Annotated in this window: 23 protein-coding genes; 12 read left to right on the top strand and 11 right to left on the bottom strand. The window is 61.7% G+C overall.

Features of this window, described 5'->3' with window-relative positions; all coding sequences use genetic code 11:
* The first annotated feature begins 83 nt into the window (after nucleotides 1–83).
* The 3 genes from BLS48_RS09200 to BLS48_RS09190 all read left to right on the top strand — a co-directional run bounded on the left by BLS48_RS09200 (nucleotide 84) and on the right by BLS48_RS09190 (nucleotide 3,493).
* Nucleotides 84–2,237, top strand: a complete 2,154-nt coding sequence (locus tag BLS48_RS09200; protein ID WP_091577003.1) for a transglycosylase domain-containing protein — start codon at nucleotides 84–86, stop codon at nucleotides 2,235–2,237.
* Between the two features lie 109 nt (nucleotides 2,238–2,346).
* A complete protein-coding gene (locus BLS48_RS09195) occupies nucleotides 2,347–2,931 on the top strand; it encodes a DUF1214 domain-containing protein (RefSeq protein WP_091577547.1) in 585 nt (194 codons plus the stop codon).
* Entirely contained in the window at nucleotides 2,924–3,493 is a 570-nt protein-coding gene (locus BLS48_RS09190; RefSeq protein WP_091577002.1) for a DUF1254 domain-containing protein, read from the top strand. Before BLS48_RS09195 ends, BLS48_RS09190 begins: the two co-directional genes overlap by 8 nt.
* 97 nt (nucleotides 3,494–3,590) lie before the next feature.
* On the opposite strand, the gene BLS48_RS09185 is transcribed toward BLS48_RS09190, so the two are convergent.
* On the bottom strand, nucleotides 3,591–3,779 hold the full coding sequence (locus tag BLS48_RS09185; protein WP_091577000.1) for a hypothetical protein: 189 nt from the start codon (nucleotides 3,777–3,779) through the stop codon (nucleotides 3,591–3,593).
* A gap of 189 nt (nucleotides 3,780–3,968) precedes the next feature.
* On the opposite strand from BLS48_RS09185, the gene BLS48_RS09180 reads away from it, so the two are divergent.
* Entirely contained in the window at nucleotides 3,969–5,000 is a 1,032-nt protein-coding gene (locus BLS48_RS09180) for a DUF2336 domain-containing protein (protein ID WP_091576998.1), read from the top strand.
* Here BLS48_RS09180 and BLS48_RS09175 read toward each other — a convergent pair.
* The 3 genes from BLS48_RS09175 to BLS48_RS09165 all read right to left on the bottom strand — a co-directional run bounded on the left by BLS48_RS09175 (nucleotide 4,978) and on the right by BLS48_RS09165 (nucleotide 7,911).
* Nucleotides 4,978–5,325: a DUF1491 family protein gene (locus BLS48_RS09175; protein ID WP_091576997.1), complete on the bottom strand. Its 348-nt coding sequence runs from the start codon at nucleotides 5,323–5,325 to the stop codon at nucleotides 4,978–4,980. The genes BLS48_RS09180 and BLS48_RS09175 overlap by 23 nt on opposite strands.
* A gap of 71 nt (nucleotides 5,326–5,396) precedes the next feature.
* On the bottom strand, nucleotides 5,397–6,203 hold the full coding sequence (locus tag BLS48_RS09170) for a peptidoglycan-binding domain-containing protein (protein ID WP_091576995.1): 807 nt from the start codon (nucleotides 6,201–6,203) through the stop codon (nucleotides 5,397–5,399).
* Nucleotides 6,178–7,911, bottom strand: coding sequence for a PAS domain-containing sensor histidine kinase (locus BLS48_RS09165; RefSeq protein ID WP_091577546.1), 1,734 nt, complete (start codon nucleotides 7,909–7,911; stop codon nucleotides 6,178–6,180). Before BLS48_RS09165 ends, BLS48_RS09170 begins: the two co-directional genes overlap by 26 nt.
* A gap of 533 nt (nucleotides 7,912–8,444) precedes the next feature.
* On the opposite strand from BLS48_RS09165, the gene BLS48_RS09160 reads away from it, so the two are divergent.
* Complete coding sequence (locus BLS48_RS09160) at nucleotides 8,445–8,798, top strand: DUF5330 domain-containing protein (protein ID WP_091576993.1); 354 nt, start codon at nucleotides 8,445–8,447, stop codon at nucleotides 8,796–8,798.
* A gap of 100 nt (nucleotides 8,799–8,898) precedes the next feature.
* On the top strand, nucleotides 8,899–9,327 hold the full coding sequence (locus tag BLS48_RS09155) for a SufE family protein (RefSeq protein ID WP_091576992.1): 429 nt from the start codon (nucleotides 8,899–8,901) through the stop codon (nucleotides 9,325–9,327).
* 104 nt (nucleotides 9,328–9,431) lie between these two features.
* On the opposite strand, the gene BLS48_RS09150 is transcribed toward BLS48_RS09155, so the two are convergent.
* Entirely contained in the window at nucleotides 9,432–9,857 is a 426-nt protein-coding gene (locus tag BLS48_RS09150; protein ID WP_091576990.1) for a Ros/MucR family transcriptional regulator, read from the bottom strand.
* A gap of 430 nt (nucleotides 9,858–10,287) precedes the next feature.
* Entirely contained in the window at nucleotides 10,288–10,656 is a 369-nt protein-coding gene (locus BLS48_RS09145) for an SH3 domain-containing protein (protein ID WP_091577544.1), read from the bottom strand.
* Between the two features lie 116 nt (nucleotides 10,657–10,772).
* Here BLS48_RS09145 and BLS48_RS09140 point away from each other — a divergent pair, with 116 nt between their 5' ends.
* The gene (locus BLS48_RS09140) at nucleotides 10,773–12,899 is read left to right on the top strand and encodes a S9 family peptidase (RefSeq protein WP_091576989.1); all 2,127 of its coding nucleotides are present in this window, start codon (nucleotides 10,773–10,775) and stop codon (nucleotides 12,897–12,899) included.
* A gap of 94 nt (nucleotides 12,900–12,993) precedes the next feature.
* Nucleotides 12,994–13,383, top strand: a complete 390-nt coding sequence (locus BLS48_RS09135) for an SET domain-containing protein (RefSeq protein WP_091576987.1) — start codon at nucleotides 12,994–12,996, stop codon at nucleotides 13,381–13,383.
* Between the two features lie 7 nt (nucleotides 13,384–13,390).
* Here the strand turns inward: BLS48_RS09135 and BLS48_RS09130 are convergent, their stop codons facing one another.
* The 4 genes from BLS48_RS09130 to BLS48_RS09115 form a co-directional block, all read right to left on the bottom strand.
* On the bottom strand, nucleotides 13,391–14,341 hold the full coding sequence (locus BLS48_RS09130; RefSeq protein WP_091576986.1) for a cytochrome c: 951 nt from the start codon (nucleotides 14,339–14,341) through the stop codon (nucleotides 13,391–13,393).
* Nucleotides 14,342–14,350: 9 nt separating this feature from the next.
* Nucleotides 14,351–14,788: a c-type cytochrome gene (locus tag BLS48_RS09125; protein ID WP_091576984.1), complete on the bottom strand. Its 438-nt coding sequence runs from the start codon at nucleotides 14,786–14,788 to the stop codon at nucleotides 14,351–14,353.
* A gap of 158 nt (nucleotides 14,789–14,946) precedes the next feature.
* On the bottom strand, nucleotides 14,947–15,549 hold the full coding sequence (locus tag BLS48_RS09120) for a superoxide dismutase (RefSeq protein ID WP_091576982.1): 603 nt from the start codon (nucleotides 15,547–15,549) through the stop codon (nucleotides 14,947–14,949).
* Nucleotides 15,550–15,724: 175 nt separating this feature from the next.
* On the bottom strand, nucleotides 15,725–16,603 hold the full coding sequence (locus tag BLS48_RS09115) for a branched-chain amino acid aminotransferase (protein WP_091576981.1): 879 nt from the start codon (nucleotides 16,601–16,603) through the stop codon (nucleotides 15,725–15,727).
* 156 nt (nucleotides 16,604–16,759) lie between these two features.
* Between BLS48_RS09115 and BLS48_RS09110 the strand changes: the two genes are divergently transcribed.
* From BLS48_RS09110 to BLS48_RS09095, 4 genes are all read left to right on the top strand, one after another.
* The gene (locus BLS48_RS09110; protein WP_091576979.1) at nucleotides 16,760–17,422 is read left to right on the top strand and encodes a haloacid dehalogenase type II; all 663 of its coding nucleotides are present in this window, start codon (nucleotides 16,760–16,762) and stop codon (nucleotides 17,420–17,422) included.
* Nucleotides 17,423–17,596: 174 nt separating this feature from the next.
* The gene (locus BLS48_RS09105; protein ID WP_091576978.1) at nucleotides 17,597–18,421 is read left to right on the top strand and encodes a L,D-transpeptidase; all 825 of its coding nucleotides are present in this window, start codon (nucleotides 17,597–17,599) and stop codon (nucleotides 18,419–18,421) included.
* Nucleotides 18,422–18,667: 246 nt separating this feature from the next.
* Complete coding sequence (locus tag BLS48_RS09100; protein WP_091576976.1) at nucleotides 18,668–19,750, top strand: alpha/beta fold hydrolase; 1,083 nt, start codon at nucleotides 18,668–18,670, stop codon at nucleotides 19,748–19,750.
* A gap of 155 nt (nucleotides 19,751–19,905) precedes the next feature.
* Complete coding sequence (locus BLS48_RS09095; protein ID WP_091576974.1) at nucleotides 19,906–20,955, top strand: class I SAM-dependent methyltransferase; 1,050 nt, start codon at nucleotides 19,906–19,908, stop codon at nucleotides 20,953–20,955.
* A 188-nt stretch (nucleotides 20,956–21,143) separates the two neighbouring features.
* Here BLS48_RS09095 and BLS48_RS09090 read toward each other — a convergent pair whose 3' ends face one another.
* Nucleotides 21,144–22,691: a helicase HerA-like C-terminal domain-containing protein gene (locus BLS48_RS09090; RefSeq protein ID WP_091576973.1), complete on the bottom strand. Its 1,548-nt coding sequence runs from the start codon at nucleotides 22,689–22,691 to the stop codon at nucleotides 21,144–21,146.

Here is a 22,691-nt window from a genome sequence, read left to right as displayed (position 1 = left end):
GATGAATAGTCGTGACGGCACGCCGCCGTGAAATTGCCGACTTGCGGTTTTCAGGTGGCGCGCCTTGCTCGCCGGGTTTTTGAATGGCCAGTCCTGAACCGCGCAAGAGAAGAGGTCCGATCGCCGCTTGGCTGCTGGCGCTCGACGCATGGATTGATTCCTCGCTCTACGAGATAGGTTTCAAGGCGCGCCAGTTCTGGGAAGCCGCGACGATCTTCTCGCGGCGCTTCCGCGTCACCGGCTGGCGTCGCGGCATCATCGAACTGTTGAGCGAAGGCTTTACGCTGGGCGCCGGCGGCATTGTGGTCATGCTGGCGCTGGCCATCCCGGCTTTCCAGGACACGGCCGGCGACTGGCGCGCCCAGGGCGACTTCGCCGTCACCTTCCTCGACCGCTACGGTAACGAAATCGGCCAGCGCGGCATCATCCAGCGCGATTCGGTGCCGGTCGACGAGATGCCCGATCACGTCATCAAGGCAGTGCTCGCCACCGAGGATCGCCGCTTCTTCGATCACTACGGCATCGATGTTCTGGGTCTTTCGCGTGCGATATTCGAGAATGTGCGGGCCAACTCGGTCGTCCAGGGCGGCTCGAGCATCACCCAGCAGCTGGCCAAGAACCTGTTCCTCACCAATGAGCGCACGTTCGAGCGCAAGATCAAGGAAGCGTTCCTGTCGCTGTGGCTCGAGGCCAATCTGTCGAAAAAGGAAATCCTGCAGCTCTATCTCGACCGCGCCTATATGGGCGGCGGCACGTTCGGCATCGAGGCGGCCGCCGATTTCTATTTCGGCAAGAGCGTCAAGGATCTGAACCTCGCCGAGGCCGCGATGCTGGCCGGTCTGTTCAAGGCGCCGACCAAATATGCTCCCCACATCAATCTGCCGGCGGCACGTGCGCGCGCCAATGTGGTGTTGTCCAATCTTGTCGATTCCGGCTTCATGACCGAAGGCCAGGTGCTGCAGGCAAGACTGCATCCGGCCGATGTGGTTGATCGCGGCGAGCAGAAGAGCCCCGACTACTTCCTCGACTGGGCGTTCGACGAGGTCAAGAAGATCGCGAAACCGGGGCAGCATTCGCTCGTTGCCCACACCACCTTCGATGCCAACATCCAGAAGGCGGCGGAAGAATCGGTGGAGTTCCACCTGCGCCAGTTCGGCAAGGAGTACAACGTCACCGAGGGCGCGGTCGTCGTCATCGAGACCAACGGCGCCGTCAGGGCGATCGTCGGCGGCCGCGACTATGGCACCAGCCAGTTCAACCGCGCCACCAAGGCGTTGCGCCAGACCGGCTCGTCGTTCAAACCCTATGTCTATGCAACCGCGATGGAACACGGCTTCACGCCCAACTCCATCATTTCCGGCGGCCCGATCAGCTGGGGCAACTGGTCGCCCCACAATTACAGTGGCGAATCGGCGGGCAACATCACCCTGATCATGGCGATGGCCAAATCGATCAATACCGTGCCGGTGCGGCTGGCCAAAGACCATCTCGGTATCGCGCCGATCAAGGCGATGGCCGAGGCGATGGGCGTTGAGTCGCCGCTCGAAGCACACAAGACGATGGTGCTCGGCACCTCCGGCATGACCGTGATGGACCAGGCGACGGGCTACAGCGTGTTCGCCCAGAACGGTTTCGTCGGCTCCCGGCACGGCATCACGCAGCTCGTCACCCGCACCGGCGACGTGGTCTACGACTTCGCCAAGGACGCGCCGCCGCCGCACCGGGTGCTGTCCGAGCAGGCGCTCAAATCGATGAATACCATGCTCGCCGCGGTGCCGGTGATGGGCACCGCGCGGCGGGCTCAAATCCCCAACATCGTCGTCGCCGGCAAGACCGGCACGACCCAGTCCTACCGCGACGCCTGGTTTGTCGGCTTCACCGGCAACTACACGGCGGCCGTATGGCTGGGTAATGACGATTTCACGCCGACCAAGAACATGACCGGCGGCTCGCTGCCGGCGATGGTGTGGCAGCGCCTGATGGTCTACGCGCACCAAAACATAGACCTCAAGCCGATCCCAGGCATCGACAAACCCTTCGTCGACGAGGAGGTCGCTGCCAAGGCCGAGGAAGCGCAGAAGAAGAGCGACGAGCAGGCGGCGGCCGATGCGGCCGCGGAACGGCCAGCGGTGCTCTCCAGCCGGACCACGCAGACATTGAGGGACATGACCAGGCTGTTCCAGTCGGCACCCACCCTTGCTGCACCGACATCGCCGGAGACGCTGTCGGCGCTGTAATATTGCCCGGCGGGCCTGGGCGGATATGGGCAAATCCATCGGGCCGCTTGCCACAAGGCCCCGCGCCGCGATATCCCCGGGCGGCAACTTTTCGTGTCCCTGGCCCTTCATGCTCAAGAATGCTTTGCTGACGCTGCTTTCGCTTGCCATAGCCATCGGCGGCGGTGGCGGCAGCGTCTGGTATGCGCTCAAAATCCAGGATGGCGTCGGCGCAATCAGGATCGGCCAATGGACGGCCTTTCCCGACATCGGCACGCCGTCCGCCGACCCCTATTCGAAGGCTCGCGTGGCGCGCGAAGGCGTGCTTGCGCTCGGCCGCGCCGAAGGGCTGTCCTTCGTCGCGGAGCGCGACGCGAGCGGCGGCGAACTCAAGCGCGAATGCACCTACACGATCGAGGGCGGATTTCCGACGGCGCGATTCTGGACGCTTTATGCCGCCGACCAATCGCTCGGCGTGGTCGAAACCGGCAAACCGCGGCTTGCGGCGCTGCAATCCTATGGGGTGCTGCGCCAACCCGACAATTCGGTGATCATTTCCGCCAGCCATCACCCGATGCCGGGCAACTGGCTGCTGACCGACGGTTTTGGCAGAATGTATTTCGTGCTGACATTCTATGACACGCCGATCGCCAGCAGCACCGGCCTGTCGGATGTTTCGCTGCCGCGTATCGTGAAAGTCGGCTGCGATGCGTAGTTTCTATGCCGCGATGCGCAGGCTTCTGCATGCCGTCCTGCTCGGCCTCGTCGGCGCCGGCATCGTGCACATCATCGTGCTGCTGCTGGTGCCTGAATTCTCCGAACGCGACGCCTGGTCGCGGCTGTCCATGGCCTCGGACCTCTACAAGATGACGCGGCTCGATGCCGAAGCCGGCGGCGCGCCGGTGGTGAAATCCGTCGACCCGCTGTTTTATGCCACGGCTTGCCGGTTCGACCTGGGCGAAGGGATGGTGCGGATCAAGGCGCCGGGACACGTCCCGTTCTGGTCGGTGTCCGTCTATGACCGCAGCGGCCACAACATCTATTCCTTCAACGACCACACGGCGACCGGCGGCGTGCTGGATGCCGTCGTGCTGACGCCGGCGCAGATGATCGACGTGCGCAAGGACCTTCCCGAGGACCTGCAGGGAGCGATTTTCGTCGAAGCGCCGATCGAGGAAGGCATCTTCGTCATCCGCGCTTTCGTGCCGGACGACAGCTGGAAGCCGATCGTGTCGCGCTTTTTCGAGCAGAGTTCCTGCGAATTGCAGGACTTCTAGTGCGTGTCGCCCAAAGGTGGCCCCGGTTTTGGGACCTCACATGCGCGAAACAAACATCAAAAACGCGGCGCCCAAATCCGTTCGAACACGACGCGCTTCAATGATGCGGGACCGGCTTCGTCCGCGGCGGGCCCGGCTTGTCGGGATCGACCGGCCGCACTTCGCCGGCATGAGACCGCTCGTAGCGGATGCCGGGAAAGATGATCACCGCCGCCGGCATTTCGGCGGTTTGCTTTATGCGATTGCTTGGTGCCGTTCGCGGCACGAAAGACAGTACCATGCCCATGATTCGCGCATTCCTCTCGGTTTCCCCGGAGCACAACGCAACGCCTCCAAATGTCATTAAGGAGGGCAGAGGGTTAACGGAGCGCTAACGGATCATCGCTAACTTGATCTTTGTTCTTGGCAATCGCTCGACCGACATGGTCCCGGTCGAGCATGGCTAGGTCTGTGTCGAGTATCGGGCGTATCCTTCGTGTCATCTTCGGACTTCAGGCAAATCGCGGTACGAACGGAATCGGGAAAGGCCGAAAGGCTGTTTCGCGCCGCGGTGTCGGCGTTCTGCTCGCTCACCCGCCCGTCACGCCGTGAGATCGGCCAGCTCGAGGACCTGACGCTACCGCTGTTCGACAATGTATCCGTCGAATCACGCCGTTATGTCGCAGCCGCCCTTTCCGAATGCGAATATGCCCCCGCCGCGTTGGTGCGTCGTCTCTGCGAGGAACCGGTCGACATTGCCGCCCCCCTGCTCATTCGCTCGCGCGCTGTCAGCGACATCGATCTCATCGCGCTGATCGGGCGGCATGGCCTGCCCCACGCGCGCGCCATTGCGCGCCGCAAGGATCTGAACCCGACCATTGCCGATCTGATCAGGGTGCTTGAACGGCCAACCCTGGTGCGGGTGCGGGATCCGGACGCGAACGCCACGAACCAGATCACGCCGGCGATCCCGGAGGCCGCCTCCGGCAACGTCACGAGAGAACAGTTGCCCGGCATTGCCGCCGAAAATGCACGGCGCAGGCTGCGGTCCATGATGCGCATTGGCGACGAGGCGGCGGCGCAAAAGGCCGGTGCTTTCACGGGCACGGACACTTATAAGAAATTGCGCGAAACAGCGCTGACGGGAAACGCCGCATTCTTCCAGACCGCGCTCGCCGACGCGCTCGACATCGATTTCTCGACCGCGCGATCGCTTACCGCCAACCAGAACTACGCGTCGCTGCTCGCGGCACTGCGCTCGCTCGATCTCAGCGAGGACCGGGCATTTCTGATCACGGTTGCCGTCTATCCCAGCCAGTTCCCGCATCCGCAAGCGATCCGCACCTTCCTCGACCGCTACCGCCTGCTGCATCGCGATGCGGCCGTCGACAAGGTACGGCTCTGGAAGGCCGAAACCCTTTCGAAACTGGTGCGCGAGGCCGCGCCCGCAAACAACGATACCCGCAAGGCATCGAACAATGACGATGAGGCGGCCTTGTCCGGCCTCAGGGCGTCTTTACGGAAATAAGCTCCTCGACGGGAACGGCACCGGCCTCGATCTCGACCACCCAGATATCGGGATCGAACTTCTTTTCCCTTTCCAATCTCGCGTCGAACACGACGGCATCATCGCCGGTGCCGAGAAGGCTGAAGAAGCGGTCGTCGGGCTTTGCCGAATCGTAACTCGTCTGCGGTGCCGGCCCGAACAGGGCAATGTCTCCCGACCTGCCGCGCGCCAGGACGAAAACAGCGCCGGCTTCGGTTGCGCCGCGTTTGACCACGGCGGCAAATCCGCCGGCGCCGAAAACTCGGCGCAACAGGGCCGAGACCCACAGATCCGATGTGACGCGCATGAGATAACTCCGGAAGGCGTGCGGGCTATCTATCGGTATTTCCGGCGCTCGGCGAGCCGTCGTTTCAGCCGTCAGTTGGTCAGGCCGATCTCGCGCATCTTGACGTAGACGATCTCATCGGGCTCGCCGGTCTGCGGCAGCCCGAACAGTGACTGGAATTCCTTGATCGCCGCCTTGGTGCGGGCGCCAACGACGCCGTCCAGTTGCATGTCGTCATTGCCGAATGCCTTGAGCCCGGCCTGGATCTTGACGATGCGGGGATCGGGTCCCTGCGTCGAGGCATTCGTCTGGGCCGCATTCGCCTGACCCGTCTGCCCGGTATTTGTCTGCAAGGACACCGGAACGGCGGCCGGCGTATCCGGGCGTGGTTGCGGTCTCGGCACGACGGAAGCGGTTTTCGGCGTCGCGCCCAGTTGATCCAGCAGCAGCGCGTCGATCTCGCCGGACGCGTCGAGCCCGACCTTCTGCTGATAGGCCTGGATGGCCTTGCGCGTGTTGGGTCCTGAAATGCCGTCGACCGTGCCGGAATAGAAATCGAGATCCTTCAGTATGCCCTGCACCTGCCCGACCACCGGATCAGCCTTGACCGGTGCCGGCGAAGCACCTGGCCGCACGATGTTGAATGTCGTCTCCGGTTCGTCGGCCGCCGCATGCGGAAAACCCTCGATGCTGCGCGTCGCGAAGAATGCGCCGGCGTGCGGGAAAGGCTGGTACCACAACGCGTTCGCGGAAACGTAGAACAGCGTCACCAGGAATGCCGTCGAGCCGCCCACCAAGACAGGATTGCGCGAAATCATGCCACCGACCGCGACCGCGCCATCCTGAAAGGCGCTGCTGCGACGCTTGACCGCCTTAGGCTGTTTTGCGGAGCGAGCCATTTCTGTCCTCTTTCCCCATGGCCAACGGCATCGTCAGCACTCCGGCCTTCTCCGCCAGGCGCCCCTTCGGTCCGTTCACCGGCAGGCTGATGGTCACCGTGGTGCCTTCGCCCGGCATGCTCTCGATGGTCATCGTGCCGTCGTGTAGCGCCACCAGGCCCTTCACCAACGAAAGGCCGAGACCCGTCCCCTCGAAACGGCGGGTATAGTCGTTCTGGATCTGCATGAACGGCTTGCCGAGATTGGCGAAATCCTCTTCAGCGATGCCGATGCCGGTGTCCCTGACCCAGAAATGCAGGCGCGAACCGATCCGCTTGGCGCCAATGACGACATCGCCGCCCTCCGGCGTGAACTTGATCGCATTGGAGACGAGATTGATGAGCATCTGCTGCACGGCACGCCGATCAGCATTGATGTCGCCCGCATCCGGCGCGATCTGCGCTTGCAGATCGATGTTTTTGGCCTGCGCCTGCAGCCGCATCATGGACTGGCACATGTCGACCGCTTCCGAGAACCGGAACGGCTCGGGCTCGGTCGCGTAGACGCCCGATTCAATCCTGGACACGTCGAGTATCGAGGTCACGACAGCAAGCAGGTGCTGGCCCGAATCCCTCACCAGGCCGACATATTCCTTCTGGCGCGGATCCTTGAAGGCACCGAACATCTCGTGCAGCAGCATATCCGAGAAGCCGATGATGGCATTCAACGGCGTGCGCAATTCATGGCTCACCACTGCCAGGAAACGTCCCTTCGCCACCTCGGCGGACGCGGCCGCCTCATTGGCCGCCGCGAAATCCTCACGCAGCCGGGCGATCTCGTCATTCTCGCGCAGCACAAGCGTGAAGACGTCGACCTTCTCTTCGCCCCGCACCAGTTCAAGCGAGAACGGCCGATAGTTGTCGGCCGCCTGGCCGTTGCCATTCTGAGGCAGCCTGATGCGCAATTCGAGCCGGCGCGACAACGCGCCGTCGCGCATATCGGCCAATGCGCTGAGATAGGAGACGCGATCCGACAGGTGGATGCGGTCGAAGAGGCCGTTTCCGGACAACAGTTCAGGCGGCAGCTTCAAGAGCGTACGCGCCTTCGCGGAAGCGTCCAGCACCTCGCCATGGCGGGCGACGCGCAGGACCACCGCATTGATGATGTCTTCGAGCCGGTCAGCCGTGTCCGCGACATCCGCCGCGCCGGCCGTGTCGCGAAGTGCCGAAATGCGCGGAACCAGCGTGAGCGCCCAGGCCAATGGCAGCAGCCAGTGCCATGGGGCGATCTGCGCCCCTGCGAACGGGAACACGGCAACGGCCAGAGGTTGAGCCAGAATGGCGACCGCTGCCGACACGGCTCCCCACAGCGCCGCGCGCCGCGAGGCACCGATCCACCAGGCTTCGAACGGCAGCGCCACGACAAGCATGGCGACAGGAGAGCTCAGTCCGCCGGCGGCGGCGATCAGGCTGCCAAGGGCAAGGCCCGCTATCGCCAGGGCGACCTGAGCCGCCACAGCCATCTTGCCGGTCGCCGCCACCAGCAAGGCGATGAACCAGCATAGACCAAAGGCTGCAAAGATGGCGGCTACGGTCACTGCGGCGCCCATGCCCGAAGTGACCAGCGTGACCGCGGCGCCCGCGGCAAAGAAAGGAGCAGCCAGCATGACGCCGATGAAGCGGCGCTGGCGCTCGCGGTCGCTCTGTCCAACGATGGACGGATGAACCATACGTTCGCAGCCAGCGGCCATCGCGCCAGGCAATTCAACGTATCTGGCCTTTATTGAACTCAACTCAATGCACTCGCACTCGTCGTGGACAGCTCTGCTTTGCAGATTGTTCTGGTTGGTTCTGAAATTCGCATCCAGCGTTTAAGGAATGGATAAGGCAGGGCCGACCAAGGCCCGGCCTGCGGCAAATATCGGGATGCCGACGGCTGAAAGCCCGGGCAAATGCAGCCATAGTAAACGGAGGGTTATTCAGTGACGCGACCTGTCCGTCGATGAAAGCTCGCGCCGGCGCCCTGCCATTTTGCGGAAAACCATTGTAAAACAGATGGATAGATGGTTTCTATTAGGTAAAGAAGATCATTCGGATCTGAATCAAATCGATTGCAAAACGGTTCGTTTCGAATTTGCCTAAAATTTGAGGAAAATTCTCGCTTTGCCTGCAAGCCGTCCTTTGCGGCTGTGTGCCAATATCCCGCCTACAAAAGAGGTCATGCCATATGGATGCATGATCCGGTCACGACGAGAGGCAAGGCATGTTCTTCCTGATAAGAATGGCTTTCTGGTTTTCGCTGGTGTTGCTGGCGCTGCCACTGAGTGTCGGTTCCGACGAGTCGGGTCACGAAAGCGTTGGGCCGATCCAGGCCTTGTTCGCGGCACGCGAGGCAGTTGGCGACATCGCCGGGATTTGCGAGCGCAAGCCCGATGTCTGTGAAACCGGCAAGTCGGCGATGCACACCATCACCGCCCGCGCCAAGGAAACAGCCAAGATCGCGGCCGCGATGCTGGACGACAAATCCGCCGCGGGTCCTGACACGTCGACGACGACCGGCAGCGTGCCGGAAGAAATCGTCTTGCCCGACACAGTCAACTTGCGGGCGCAGAATTGAGCCGTCTCGACGGCGCACCGCGGGTTGTCTGCCCTCTCGTCGCCCGCGGTGTCCTTGTTTTTTCCGTGACGCGGCACTGTTGCGTGACTATATCCGGGTGATGACGACCACGATCCAGACGATCCGCGACGACTTCTCGTTCCTTGAGGACTGGGAAGACCGATACCGCTATGTGATCGAATTGGGCGAGGCGCTGCCGCCATTTCCGGACGAGGAGCGCAACGCCGCCAACAAGGTGCCTGGCTGCGTCAGCCAGGTCTGGCTGACCACCGAACAGGGGCCGGGAACCGATCCCGTCATCACCTTCACCGGCGATTCGGACGCCCATATCGTGCGTGGGCTGGTGGCGATCATGCTGGCGCTGTTTTCCGGAAGGACCGCCAGCGAGATAGAGAAAACCGACGCGGAGGCCACATTGAGGGAGCTCGGTCTCGACGAACACCTTTCGCCGCAGCGCGCCAATGGTCTTCGCTCGATGGTCAAGCGCATCAAGCGCGACGCCGAGGCAGCGCTCAAGCAGGCCGCCTGACCATCCGCCGAGTTCGGCCTCTTCACCCCGTCTTGCCGACCGCCTTGAAAATCAAACGGCGCCCAAAGGCGCCGTTGGGATCGATCCGATCTGGCAAGCAGCGATTAGCGCGCCTTGCGCTTGCGGCCGAGACCCATCTTCTTGGCAAGCTGGGACCGGGCTGCGGCGTAATTGGGAGCAACCATCGGATAGGTCGGATCGAGATTCCACTTTTCGCGATACTGATCGGGCGTCAGGTCATAGTGGGTCATCAAATGGCGCTTCAGCGACTTGAACTTCTTGCCGTCTTCGAGGCAAACGATGTAGTCGTCATGAACCGAGCGCTTCGGGTTGACAGCCGGCTTTTGCTTGTCCGCGGGCGGCTGTTCGGCGGTTCCGCCCACGCGCCCAAGCGCGGCATGGACATCGGCGATCAGGTTCGGCAATTCGCCGACCGGCACCGGATTGTTGCTGACATAGGCGGCCACCACATCGGCGGTCAACTCGATCAGCGCATCGCTGTTTCTGGAAGGTGTTTCGACAATATCCATGGTCTTCAGGCCCCAACAGGTGTTACTTCGGTCCGCGCCCTTTTTTTAGCAGACAGGGCATAGCACGAATTTCGTGCAGGTAGAATTTCTGCGATTCGTGTCGCGGGCACATCAATGAGCCCGCGGACCAAGTAAGTCAATTCTCCCGTTGCGCTATATTGCACGATGTAGATCAATTGTTCGCGGATCAGCTTCAATCTTTCGTGCGCCATGTAATTTCTCGATATTTCCCCCGCCAAACGAGCAACGGCTGACGTTAGGTCAGCTATGCGTTACATTCGCGATAACTCACTAAGCAAGTTTCAATGCTTGATTTTGCTTGGTCATCGCACGGGCAACCTTGGTTGCTCGCATCTCTCGACAAAACCACAGGTTGCCGCATGTCTGCCGCGGGCAAGCAATCAGGCGACATGCCTGCGGTGCCAGTCAATCAATAGGGGGCGATGTACTTGCCATAGGCCCAGCCGGTCACGAAGTCGCCGTTCTTGGCCGGATCATGCCAAACTTCGCACCAGCGATAGCGAACCTTCTGTTCCTGCTGCCACGCCGGTTGATTGGCGATGTCGAGCAGATTTACCCCACCGGTGCATCGTCCAGTCATCTGCAGAACGGTCCCGTTCGGGTATGCCGCCTGTTTCTGGGATGTCCCCGAGGGATATTTGCGCACATTGAGCGTGTCGCCGAACGGCACATTGGCCACTTGCCAAGCCGCGAATACGGTCGCATGAGACTGGCCGACAGAAGCCAGAGCCAGCGAAGCAACGGCGAGAGCCTCAGCAATCCGAGAACAAATCGTCATCATCTCTCCTCCCGGCCCATCTCCCGGAGCCGACACAACCGATAGGCTGCGGCTCTTGAACCCGCGCTGATCGACGTGTTCATTCGCCATTCAAGATACTTCCAAAGCGAGACGCAATGACCAAGACTTCCGCATTTCCGATCGTCAGCCCGCCAGTACCCGAGAAACGGCCAGTGTCCGACACCCACCACGGCATCACGCGAACCGATGACTATGCCTGGCTGCGCGCCGACAACTGGCAGGAGATGTTCAGGGATCCGTCATTGCTCGATGCCGGGATTCGCGCGGAACTCGAGGCCGAGAACGCCTACCAGTCGAAGCTGATGGCCGACACGGTCGAACTGCAAAAGCAGCTTTTCAAGGAAATGAAGGGCCGCATCAAGGAAGACGATTCTTCCGTACCGATGAAGGATGGCCCCTATGCCTACGGTTCATCCTTCAAGCTCGGCGGTGAGCAGCCGCGTTATTTCCGAATGCCGCGCGATGGCGGTGTCGAGCAGATCCTGCTCGACGGCGACGCCGAGGCCGAAGGCAAGGCCTATTTCCGTCTCGGTGGCGTCGATCATTCGGCCGACCATCGCAAACTGCTATGGGCATTCGACGACAAGGGGTCCGAATTCTACACGCTGCGTGTGCGCGACCTTGCCGCCGGCAAGGAGCTTGCGGACCAGATCCCCGACACCGGCGGCTCCGGTGTCTGGAATGCCGGCAATAACGGCTTCTTCTACACCCGCCTCGATCCCAATCATCGCCCGTCCAAGGTGCTGTTCCATGCGCTTGGAGACAGCCCCGACCGCGACCGGCTGATCTACGAGGAGACCGACCCCGGCTTCTTCATGAATGTCGGCGGCACGCGTTCCAACGAATGGATCATGATCGGCATCAACGATCACGAGACTTCGGAATATCGTCTGTTGAGCGCCAGCGATCCGTTTGCCGAACCCAAGCTGGTCTCGCCACGCGAGATTGGGCTTCAGTACGATTTGGAAGAAGGCGGCGACATCTTCTTCATCCTGACCAATGCCGACGGCGCCAAGGATTTCAAGATCATGTCGGCGCCGGCGAGCGATCCGGTTCGCGCCAACTGGCAGGAGCTGGTGCCGCACGAGCCGGGCCGGCTGATCCTGTCGGTGATCGGCTTTAAGGACCACATGGTGCGGCTCGAACGCAAGGAGGGCCTGCCGCGCATCGTCGTGCATGACCGCAACAGCGGCGAGGAGCATCATCTGTCTCTCGACGAGGAGGCCTTCTCGCTCGGCCTGTCAGGCTCCTATGAGTACGACACCGAGATCATGCGCTTTTCCTACTCGTCGATGACGACGCCGGCGCAGGTGTTCGACTACAACATGCGCACCCGCGAGCGGGTGCTGCTGAAGACCCAGGAAGTGCCCTCAGGCCACGACCCGGATCTCTACGTCACGAGGCGGCTGATGGCGCCTGCCGCCGATGGCGAACTGGTGCCTATCTCGCTTTTGCACCACCGCGACACGCCGCTGGATGGATCCGCCCCTTGCCTGCTCTATGGCTACGGTTCCTATGGCATCACCGTGCCGGCCGCGTTCAACACCAACTGGTTCTCGCTGGTCGACCGTGGTTTTGTCTTTGCCATCGCTCACGTCCGCGGCGGCAAGGACAAGGGCTATGGCTGGTACGACGACGGCAAGCGGGAGAACAAGATGAACACGTTCACCGATTTTATCGCCGTCGCGCGCCATCTGGTCCTGGAACGCTACACGTCCCACGACCGCATCATCGCACAAGGCGGTTCGGCCGGCGGCATGCTGATGGGCGCCATCGCCAACATGGCGCCGGAAAGCTTCGGCGGCATTATCGCCGAGGTGCCCTTCGTCGATGTGCTCACCACCATGCTTGACGCCAGCCTGCCGCTGACACCGCCGGAGTGGCCGGAATGGGGCAATCCGATCGCGTCAGCCGATGACTACCGGACAATCGCCGCCTATTCGCCCTATGACAATGTCGCAGCGCTCGACTATCCGCCGATCCTGGCGCTGGCCGGCCTCACCGACCCGCGTGTCACCTATTGGGAACCGGCCAAATGGGTGGCGCGGCTGCGCGAGCGCAAAAGCGGCAGCAATCCGGTGCTGTTCAAGATCAACATGGATTCCGGCCATGCCGGCGCATCCGGCCGGTTTTCCAGGCTCGAGGAAATCGCCTATACCTATGCCTTCGCGCTCAAGGTTGCAGGCAGGGCGCACCTTGTCGAACACAACCTTTTGAGCTGATTTTCCGCTCGCAATTGCGATAGTCGCGCGCTACCCAAGGCGCGGCTTTTTTCAAAGCCGCGCCGCCCAATCATCAATCTCGTAAGGGTCTGCCATGCTGCTCGTCGACGTCTATCTCGACAAATCGCCCATCCAGGGCATCGGTGTCTTTGCCAAGGCCCACATTCCCAGCGGCGCGCTGATCTGGAAGCTCGATCCCAAATATGACCGGCGTATCAAGGTCGAGACCTACGAGAACGAAACCGGGCCGGTCAAAGCCTATCTCGACCGCTATTCCTATCCCGACCGACGCGACCCGAACTACATCGTCTTCGAAGCCGACGACGCGCGTTACATGAACCACGACGACGATCCAAATTGCGATGTCTCCTCGCCCGAGGAGACCTATGCGTTGCGTGACATTGCGCCCGGCGAGGAATTGACCTGCGACTACAATCATTTCTTCGAAACCGGCTTCGATTTCCTCGGCGACCGCCACCCGTAATCGAAAATCAGTTCGCCGTCTTCCTGCGAGCCTGGTAGCCGTTGGGATGCGGCGGTATGGCCTTCAGATAAGCGGCGATCGCCGCGCGATCGTCCGGAGTCAGCTCGGCCATGTTCTTTTGTACATCGACCATGGCACCGCTCGCGGAATCGAACTCCGGCGTAAAGCCGGTTTCAAGATAGTTGGCTATGTCGGCTTCAGACCATTTTCCGATGCCGCCCTCGCCCGAGGTGATGTTCGACACGATACCGTTGCCTTCAGCCGCCGCCGCGCCAGCCAGCCATTCGCTCTTCTTGGTGCCGCCGGTGAAGGCGCGCGGCGTGTGGCATTCGCCGCAATGGCCCGGTCCCTCGACCAGATAGCGGCCAGCCATCACCGGAGCCGGCGTGCCCTCAGGGAAAGCGATCACCGGCTCCTTGCTCAAATAGAGCCGTTTCCACAAGCCGAGACCGCGACGGATGTTGAAGGGAAAACTCAACGAGTGACCTGGCGCTTTGCCGGCAACCGCCGGAAGCGTCTTCAGGAAGGCGTAGAGATCGGCAATGTCGGCGGGCCTCATACGTGCGTAGGACGGGTAGGGAAACGCCGGGTAGAAATGCTCGCCCGAAGGCGAGACGCCCTTCAGCATGGCATTGGCAAGGTCTTCCACCGACCAGGCGCCGATGCCATCCTTGGCGTCCTGCGAAATGTTGGGCGGCACGAAGGTGCCGAACGGCGTCTTGAGTTGGAGACCGCCGACCAGTTGAAGTCGGGCATCACTCTGGGAACCAGGCTTGGCATGACATGACGTACAGCCGCCGGCATTGAAAATGCGCTTGCCCCTGGCCGCATCGCCGGGGCCGAGCTGCGCCAGGGTTTCAGCGTCGAGCTTGACCGGCGCCGACAGCAGCCATCCGGCAACAGCACCGACGCCACCCAGGATAAGGGCGGCGCCGACGAGTTTCTTCAGCAAGGGCATTGCCCGCGATTAGCCTTTTTTGATCCTGTAGGTCTGATGGCAGGTGCCGCAATCGGAGCCGAGGGTGTCGAACTGCGCCTTCAAAGCGTCGACATCGGCAGGAGCGGCTGCGACCGCAGCCTTGACGTCAGCGAGATACTTGGCGTGAACCGCCTTGAAGCCGGCCATGTCTTCCCAGATCTTGGGAGCAGCCGTGGTATCGCCAGCGTCGCTGCCCGCCGGGAAAAGAGCGTCAATATCCAACTTCTCGGCATTCGCCTGAAGCGCCTGCAACGCCGTTAGCACCGCCGCTGCCTCGAAGGGCTCCTGGCCGTTGACCACTTTCGACAATCCGCCGGCAATCTTCCCACGTTCCTTCATCAGAGCCTGCCGATCGAGGATCGGGTCGGCAAAAGCCGCCGAACCGACGAGGCCGAGCATAGAGATGGCGATGACAAGCTTTCTCATTCATTTGGCTCCATGATGAAGGGGACGGAACGATAACGGCCAGGACGGCGTGAATATTCCCTATTGATTGCCGGATTTTGCCGGGCGCAATTCTGCATCGACCGCCCGACGCTGGAAAAAGAAAAGCCCCGGTGTGCCGGGGCTTTTCTGCAAATCGATCAGGCCTTGGCCTTTTCGTAAAGCTCGAGGACATGGTCCCAGTTGATCAGGCTGTCGACGAACGCTTCGAGATATTTCGGGCGGGCGTTGCGATAGTCGATGTAGTAGGAATGTTCCCAGACATCGACGCCGAGGATCGGCGTCGCGCCATGAACGAGCGGGTTTTCGCCATTCGGCGTCTTCGAGATCGCCAGCTTGCCGTCCTTGACCGAAACCCAGGCCCAGCCTGAACCGAACTGCGTCGTGCCGGCGGCGATGAAGTCGGCCTTGAACTTGTCATAGCCGCCGAGATCGCTGTCGACCGCCTTCTGCAGGGCACCCGGCAATTTGTTGCCGCCGCCGCCCTTCTTCATCCACTTCCAGAAATGGATGTGGTTGTAGTGCTGGGCGGCATTGTTGAACAGGCCGGCATTCTTGCCGAACGACTGCTTGACCACCTCTTCGACCGAAAGATCGCCCATGCCAGCCTCAGCGGCCAGCTTGTTGCCGTTGTCGACATAGGCCTTGTGGTGCTTGTCATGGTGATATTCCAGCGTCTCTTTCGACATGTAAGGCTGCAAGGCCTCGTAGTCGTAAGGCAGAGCGGGCAATTCAAAAGCCATGGATGATACTCCCTCGTGGAAAAATCCGGTGTCGATACCGGATTAAGATAGGTCTGGATTGAGCTGGAACAACTCCGGAATGAAGCGCCAGTTCCCTTTCTAAGCGGGTTGCGGAAAACTGTCACACGGTTTTCCGCAACGAACCACGCAGCGACAAAAGGCCCAGCCGGACGCGTCAGCCAGTCGGCGTCGAATGCGCCCAATCCCAATAGAGCTCGCGCGCCTTCTTGGCCACCGGCCCGGGCTGCAGATTGCGATCCTCGATACGCGTGATCGGCACCACCTTGGAATGGTTTCCGGTCGAAAAAATCTCGTCCGCTTCGAGGAAATCGCGCACCGACAGCGTCTTTTCAGTCGTCTTGAACCCATACTCGCCAAGCAGTGTCATCGTCCGCGAGCGGGTGATGCCGGACAGGAAGGTGCCGTTCGGCGCCGGCGTGAAGACATGGCTGTCCTTGACCAGGAAGATGTTCGAGGTTCCGGTCTCGGCGACGTTGCCCAGCATGTCGAGCACCAACGCGTTGTCAAAACCACGCATCTTGGCTTCGAGAATGGCACGGCCGTTGTTGGGATAGAGGCAGCCGGCCTTGGCGTTGGTCGGCATGGTTTCGATGGTCGGGCGCCGGAACGGCGACACGGTCACCGAAAAGCCGGTGGGTGGGATCATCGGCGATTCATAGAGGCAAAGGCAAAACCGGGTCGACGCCGGATCGGCCGGCACGCCCATGTAGCCGCCATGCTCGGCCCAGTACATCGGCCTGATGTAGACGGCTGTCTTGCCATCAAACTTCTTCAACCCATCCCATGTCAGCCCGACGATCCTGTCGGCGGTCACGGACGGCTTGAGGCCAAGCGCAATCGCCGAAGAGTTCACCCTGGCGGCATGGAGCTCTAGATCCGGCGCCACGCCTTCGAACCAGCGGCCGCCGTCGAACACGCTGGTGCCAAGCCACATGGCGTGGCTGCGCGGCCCAAGAATGGCGACATTGCCCTCGTACCAATCACCATCGACGAAAGTCCATGTCGCGGATTGTGCCGCTGCCGCCAGTGTCATCGCGTTGTCCCGTCTCAATCGGTCTCGTGTGACAGCCATTGGAAGATGCTTTGGCGGGCGGCGTCAACCGGCATCGAGGAGTTTTGTTGAGGCCAGCGACAGGCGCAGCACAATCAAAGCTTGCACCTCGCCTCGCCTCGCCTCAAAACTGTTGCCATGCAATACGCCACCTATGTTTTCGACGCCTACGGCACTTTGTTCGACGTGCATGCGGCCGTTCGCCGTCATGCCGATCAGATCGGACCAGACGGCCAGTTGCTGTCCGAGATCTGGCGCGCCAAGCAGCTCGAATATTCCTGGGTGAGGACGCTGATGGGCGCCTATGCGGATTTCTGGCAATTGACCGAGCAGGCGCTCGATTTCGCCTTGCGCAAGGTCCCCTCGGCCGATCCCAGCCTCAAGGCAAAACTGCTGGACGCTTACTGGCGGCTGGATTGCTATCCCGAGGTGCCGGCCGTCCTCAAGGCGCTCAAGGCTTCTGGAGCGAGACTGGCGATCCTCTCCAACGGCTCGCCGGAAATGCTCGAGGCAGCGGTGAAGTCCGCCGCGCTCGACCAGGTCTTGGACGATGTCTATTCCGTCGATGCGGTGCGGCGGTTCAAGACCGATCCCTCGGTCTACGACATGGTCACCACCAGCCAGCGGCTCTACCCCGGCGCGGTTTCCTTCCAGTCCTCCAATCGCTGGGACATCGCAGGCGCCACCAAGTTCGGCTTCCGCACGGTATGGATCAACCGTTCCAACCAGCCCGAGGAATACCGGGATTTTCCACCGGCCCTGATCCTGCCAACCCTCGAAGCTCTGGTGTCCGGCAGCTAGGTCGCAAACCTGTGTCCCTGGCGCCACAGTGGCGGCGCAGTCACAGCTTCGCCTTTCTTTTTCCACCTTCAAGCCAGAATCGGAACCGCCTATCGCGCCGGGTGTTGTAAGGCACCCGCGCAGCAGCCGGCGTATTCACGCTTTGTTGCGATTTGAGACCTAAAGAAGGCAACCATGTCCACAACCGAAATCGAATCCTACCGCCTGAGCCGTCGCGGCTTCCTGAACGCCGCTGCATTGGGCGCCGCTTCGATCGCGGTTTCCGCATGCGCCACCACTGGACCGGGACCAGTCGAGCCGCCGCCGCCAACCTATGTAGAGCCACCTCTGCCCGATTATGCGACGATGTACGCGGCCGTCAGCGATGGCGGTTTCGACCTTCCGGCGATACCGTTCCAGAAGATCGATCCACAGTACCTGCGTCAGATCGTTCCCGATCCGACGGGACAGAAGCCAGGCACGCTTATCGTCGACACGACCGGCCACCACCTCTATCTCGTGCGCCCAGGCGGCCAGGCCATCCGCTATGGTGTGGGTCTCGGCCGCGCTGGCTTCGAATGGTCCGGCGACGCCGTGGTCCAGTGGAAGCAGAAATGGCCGAAGTGGACACCGCCGGATGAGATGATCGCTCGGCAGCCGGAACTAAAGCCTTACAGCGCCGACAATGGCGGCATGCCCGGCGGGCTCAAGAACCCTCTCGGCGCGCGCGCGCTCTATCTTTTCCAGGGCAACGTGGACACGCTCTATCGGCTGCATGGCTCGCCGGAATGGAACTCGATCGGCAAATCGGTCTCGTCAGGCTGCGTACGCCTTATAAACCAGGACATCATCGATCTCTATGATCGCGTGCCTTCCAAGACCCCGGTCATCGTTACCGCCGACATCGGTCAGCCCATGGTGGCGACGGGCAACCGCAAGGCCATCCCGATCGACGCCGGCGTGCCGGAAGGATCGGTGCTTCTCGGGCCGCTAAAAGAGATCACCAACTCGATCTTCTGATCTGGTTGAAGCAAGGGCGGCTTCTCGCCGCTCCTTCACCGGATTGTCTCTGAAACGGTATCGATCTTGCGTCAGACGCGCGCCTGCGCATCTGGTTTTGGCGCGCCATGCGGCTCGACTGCCACGACCCGTAGGGGGCCCCCAAATGGGCCTGCCATTGCGAGCCGGATCTAACGGACATCATGAGACCAACCGGCCTCGGAGACCGGTCTGTCGCGTGGCGCCCCACTGCGATATTCTTGGGCGATGAAACTCAGCCAGAATATCCGGTTCTGCACGTCCGAGGATGGTACCCGCATCGCTGTCGCATCATGCGGGGAGGGAAAGGTGATCGTGCGGGCGGCGCACTGGTTGAGCCATGTCGATTATGACCTCGAAAGTCCGGTTTGGCGGCCGTGGCTCCAGGCCCTTTCGGCCCGCAACCAGTTCGTGCGCTACGATCCACGCGGCTGCGGTTTATCGGATCGCCATGTCGCCGACCTCTCGATCGAAGCGTGGCACGCAGACCTGGACGCAGTGACGGCGACCATCGGGCAGCCAAGCTTCGTTCTGCTGGGTCTTTCGCAAGGCGGCGCTCTCAGCATCGCATATGCACTCCGGCATCCTGAGCGGGTGTCGCATCTGGTGCTCCTGAACGCCTATGGTCAGGGTGCGAGAGTTCGAGCGCGGACCGAGGCCGAACGGTTGGAAGCCGAAACACTTGTCAATTTTGTTCGCATTGGCTGGGGACGCGAAAATCCTGCGTTCTGTCGGTTCTTCACCAATCTTTTCATCCCGGACGGGACACCCGAACAGCATCGCTGGTGGGGCGATCTGGAGCGCGTGACGGCAAGCGCTGACGTAGCCGCCCGCCTGCTCTGGCAAATGCAGGGGATCGATGTACTGGACTTCGCGGCAAAACTCCGCGTGCCGACGTTGATCGCGCATAGCCGCGGGGACATGCGCGTGCCGTTCGATGAAGGCTGCAAGCTTGCTGCAGCGATCCCTGGAGCGCGCTTCCTACCGCTTGAAAGCAAGAATCATGTTCTCCTGCCGACCGAGCCAGCCTGGTCGGTGTTCCAGGACGAACTTGACGATTTCCTGGGGCACGGCCGGCCCAGGCAGCCGCGCGCGATCCGCGAGGCCGCTCTGACACCAGCCGAGGCGGCGCTTCTGGATCTGGTCAAAGAGGGGCTTGACAACCGTGCGATCGCGCAACGCCTTTGCAAAAGTGTGAAGACCGTGCGCAACCAATTGTCGATGATCTTCAGTAAGCTTGGCGTGCATAGCCGATCGCAGGCGATCGTGATGACGCTGTCCGACAGAGGGCGAGCGTCTCAGTCCGATTGAGATCGTCGCAGGCCACAAATGCGGGACATCTGTCCCTGGTTTTGGCTTGATTTTCTTGCCTGCGCGGGACCGTCGCATCATGCGCATTCCCACCGGGTGTCTCATCCTTGGATTGACGGGACTACAAGCCGTCCGAAGATCCGGAGGAACCCAACATGACACAACTCAATGAAACCACGCTCAATGAACTGGTAGGCCGCATCCTGGGCGACCTTGGCGGTGCAGTCAGCGTACCGTTGGTTCGAATCGGAGATGCGCTGGGCCTGTACAAGACGCTCAAGGAGATCGGGCCGGCGAAGGCCGACGAACTTGCCGATGCCGCAGGATGCGCGCGCCGCTACGTTCGCGAATGGCTGGCGGCGCAGACAGCATCTGGCTACGTGCACCATGAACATGGGCGGTTCTCGCTGACGCCCGAGCAGTCATTCGTATTTGCGGAACCCGACAGCCCGGTCAATCTGATTGGCGGGTTCGATACCGCGGCTGCCATGGTCGAGAACCAGCCAAAGGTGCAATCGGCTTTCAAGACCGGGCGTGGCGTTGCTTGGGGCGATCAAGCAGGTTGTCTGTTCTGTGCGGTGTCGCGCCTGTTCCGGCCGGGCTATGTCAATGCCCTGGTGAAAGAGTGGCTGCCGGCGCTTGACGGAGTCGTCGACAAATTGAAGGCGGGTGCGTCGGTGGCCGACGTCGGGTGTGGGCACGGGGTATCGACGGTCCTGATGGCGCAGGCATTTCCCGACTCCCGATTCATAGGTTACGACTTCCATCCGGCCTCGATTGCCGCCGCGACCGCGCACGCCCGGTCGCACGGGCTAACGAACCTGCATTTTGAGGTCGGCCGGGCGCAGGACTTTGGCGGGCGCGACTTCGATCTGGTCACTTGCTTCGACTGCTTGCACGATATGGGCGATCCAAAGGCCGCGGCGGCGCATATCCGCAATTCGCTGAAAGACGGTGGAACCTGGATGGTCGTGGAGCCCATGGCAGGAGACACTCTGGAGGAAAATATCAATCCGGTCGGACGGCTCTACTACTCGGCCTCGACCATGATCTGCGTTCCCACATCGCTGGCACAGGAAACGGGCCTCGCGCTTGGCGCACAAGCGGGGGAGAAGCAGCTGGCCGAGGTGATCCGGTCAGGCGGTTTCTCTCGTGTCCGGCGGGCTGCCCAGACCCCGCTCAACATGGTGCTCGAAGCGACCTGACGAAGAAAGGGCCGGTTCGGGTCCCTGTCTCGAACCGGCCAGGATTTTTGATGCGAAACCAGCTGTCCCAATACTTCAACGGCAGCTATTGGCGCAGAGCGCCTTGCGCAGCCGCCTATCCGGCCGGCGGCACCGCCTCAAGTCACGGCATTTCGCCAAAACGGATGCCCCTGCCTCGGATCCGATGCTCACCGCCCCCTGGAGAGGCTGCCCAGTATCCCGCGCACGATGGCGCGTCCGACCGATGAGCCAACCGAGCGCACCACCGACTTGATCGCGGCCTCTGCCACGGTCTGGCGGTTGGACGGCCTTGGCGCCGGCGCGCGCCTGCCGCCCGATTGAGGCGTCGAATCGTCGTTGCCGAAGCCGGGAATGGTCCAGCGCGAGCCGCCGCTGCCGGCCTGCTGCGCCTGTTCTTCGGCGTCCTGCGCCTCCTTGGCTTTTTTCTGCAGCATCTCGAAAGCCGATTCGCGATCGACGACCTGGTCGTACTGGCCGGCGACCGGGCTTTCCTGGATCAGCTTGCGACGCTCGTCGGGCGTGATCGGGCCAAGCCGGGATGACGGCGGACGAATCAGCGTCCGCTGCACCATGGACGGAACGCCCTTGGCTTCCAGTGTGGAGACCAGCGCCTCGCCGGTGGCGAGCTGGGTGATGGCGGTCATGCAGTCGAAATCGGGATTTGGCCGGAACGTCTCGGCCGCCGTCCTCACCGCCTGCTGCTCACGCGGCGTATAGGCGCGCAGCGCGTGCTGCACGCGATTGCCGAGCTGGGCCAGAACCTTTTCAGGGATATCCAAGGGGTTTTGCGTGACGAAATAGACGCCGACGCCTTTCGAACGGATCAGGCGGACCACCTGTTCGACGCGATCGACCAGCACTTTGGGCGCTTCGTCGAACAGAAGATGCGCCTCGTCGAAGAAGAACACCAGCTTCGGCTTGTCGGGGTCGCCGACTTCCGGCAGCACTTCGAACAGTTCCGACATCAGCCACAGAAGGAATGTCGCGTAGAGCCGCGGATTCATCATCAGCTTGTCGGCGGCAAGCACGCTGATGGCACCACGCCCGTCGCGCGTGGTGCGCATGATGTCGGAGATCCGCAGGGCCGGCTCGCCGAAGAAGTGCGCGGCCCCCTGCTGCTCGAGGACCAACAGCGTGCGCTGGATGGCCCCCACTGAAGGCTTCGTCACATTGCCGTAGCGCGAACCGATCTCGTCGGCGCGCTCGGCTATGTTGGCCAAGAGCGCCTGCAGATCCTTCATGTCGAGCAGCAGCATGCCTTCCTCGTCCGCCAGGCGGAAGGCGATGTTCATGATGCCTTCCTGCGCCTCGGTCAGGTTCATCAGGCGCGACAAAAGCAGCGGCCCCATTTCCGAGACGGTGGCGCGAATCGGATGGCCCTGCTCCCCGAACAGGTCCCAGAAGATCACCGGAAATTCCTGAAAGTCATAGGGGTCTAGTTTGATCTGTTCGGCGCGCTTGACGAGGAAATCCTGTGCCGTGCCCATCATGGCGATGCCGGACAGGTCGCCCTTGATATCGGCGCAGAAAACCGGCACGCCGGCGTTGGAAAAACCTTCAGCCAGGATCTGCAAGGTAACGGTCTTGCCAGTACCTGTAGCGCCGGTCACCAGGCCGTGGCGATTCCCGTACTGCAGCAACAGCTGCTCGGCACGCTGGTAGCTGTCGTCCGGCTTGCGGCTGGCGCCGATGAAAATGCTGGTGTCGTCAGCCAT

The sequence above is a fragment of the Mesorhizobium qingshengii genome (assembly GCF_900103325.1).
Taxonomy (GTDB): Bacteria; Pseudomonadota; Alphaproteobacteria; order Rhizobiales; family Rhizobiaceae; genus Mesorhizobium; species Mesorhizobium qingshengii.
This window is presented reverse-complemented; position numbering and strand designations above follow the sequence as displayed.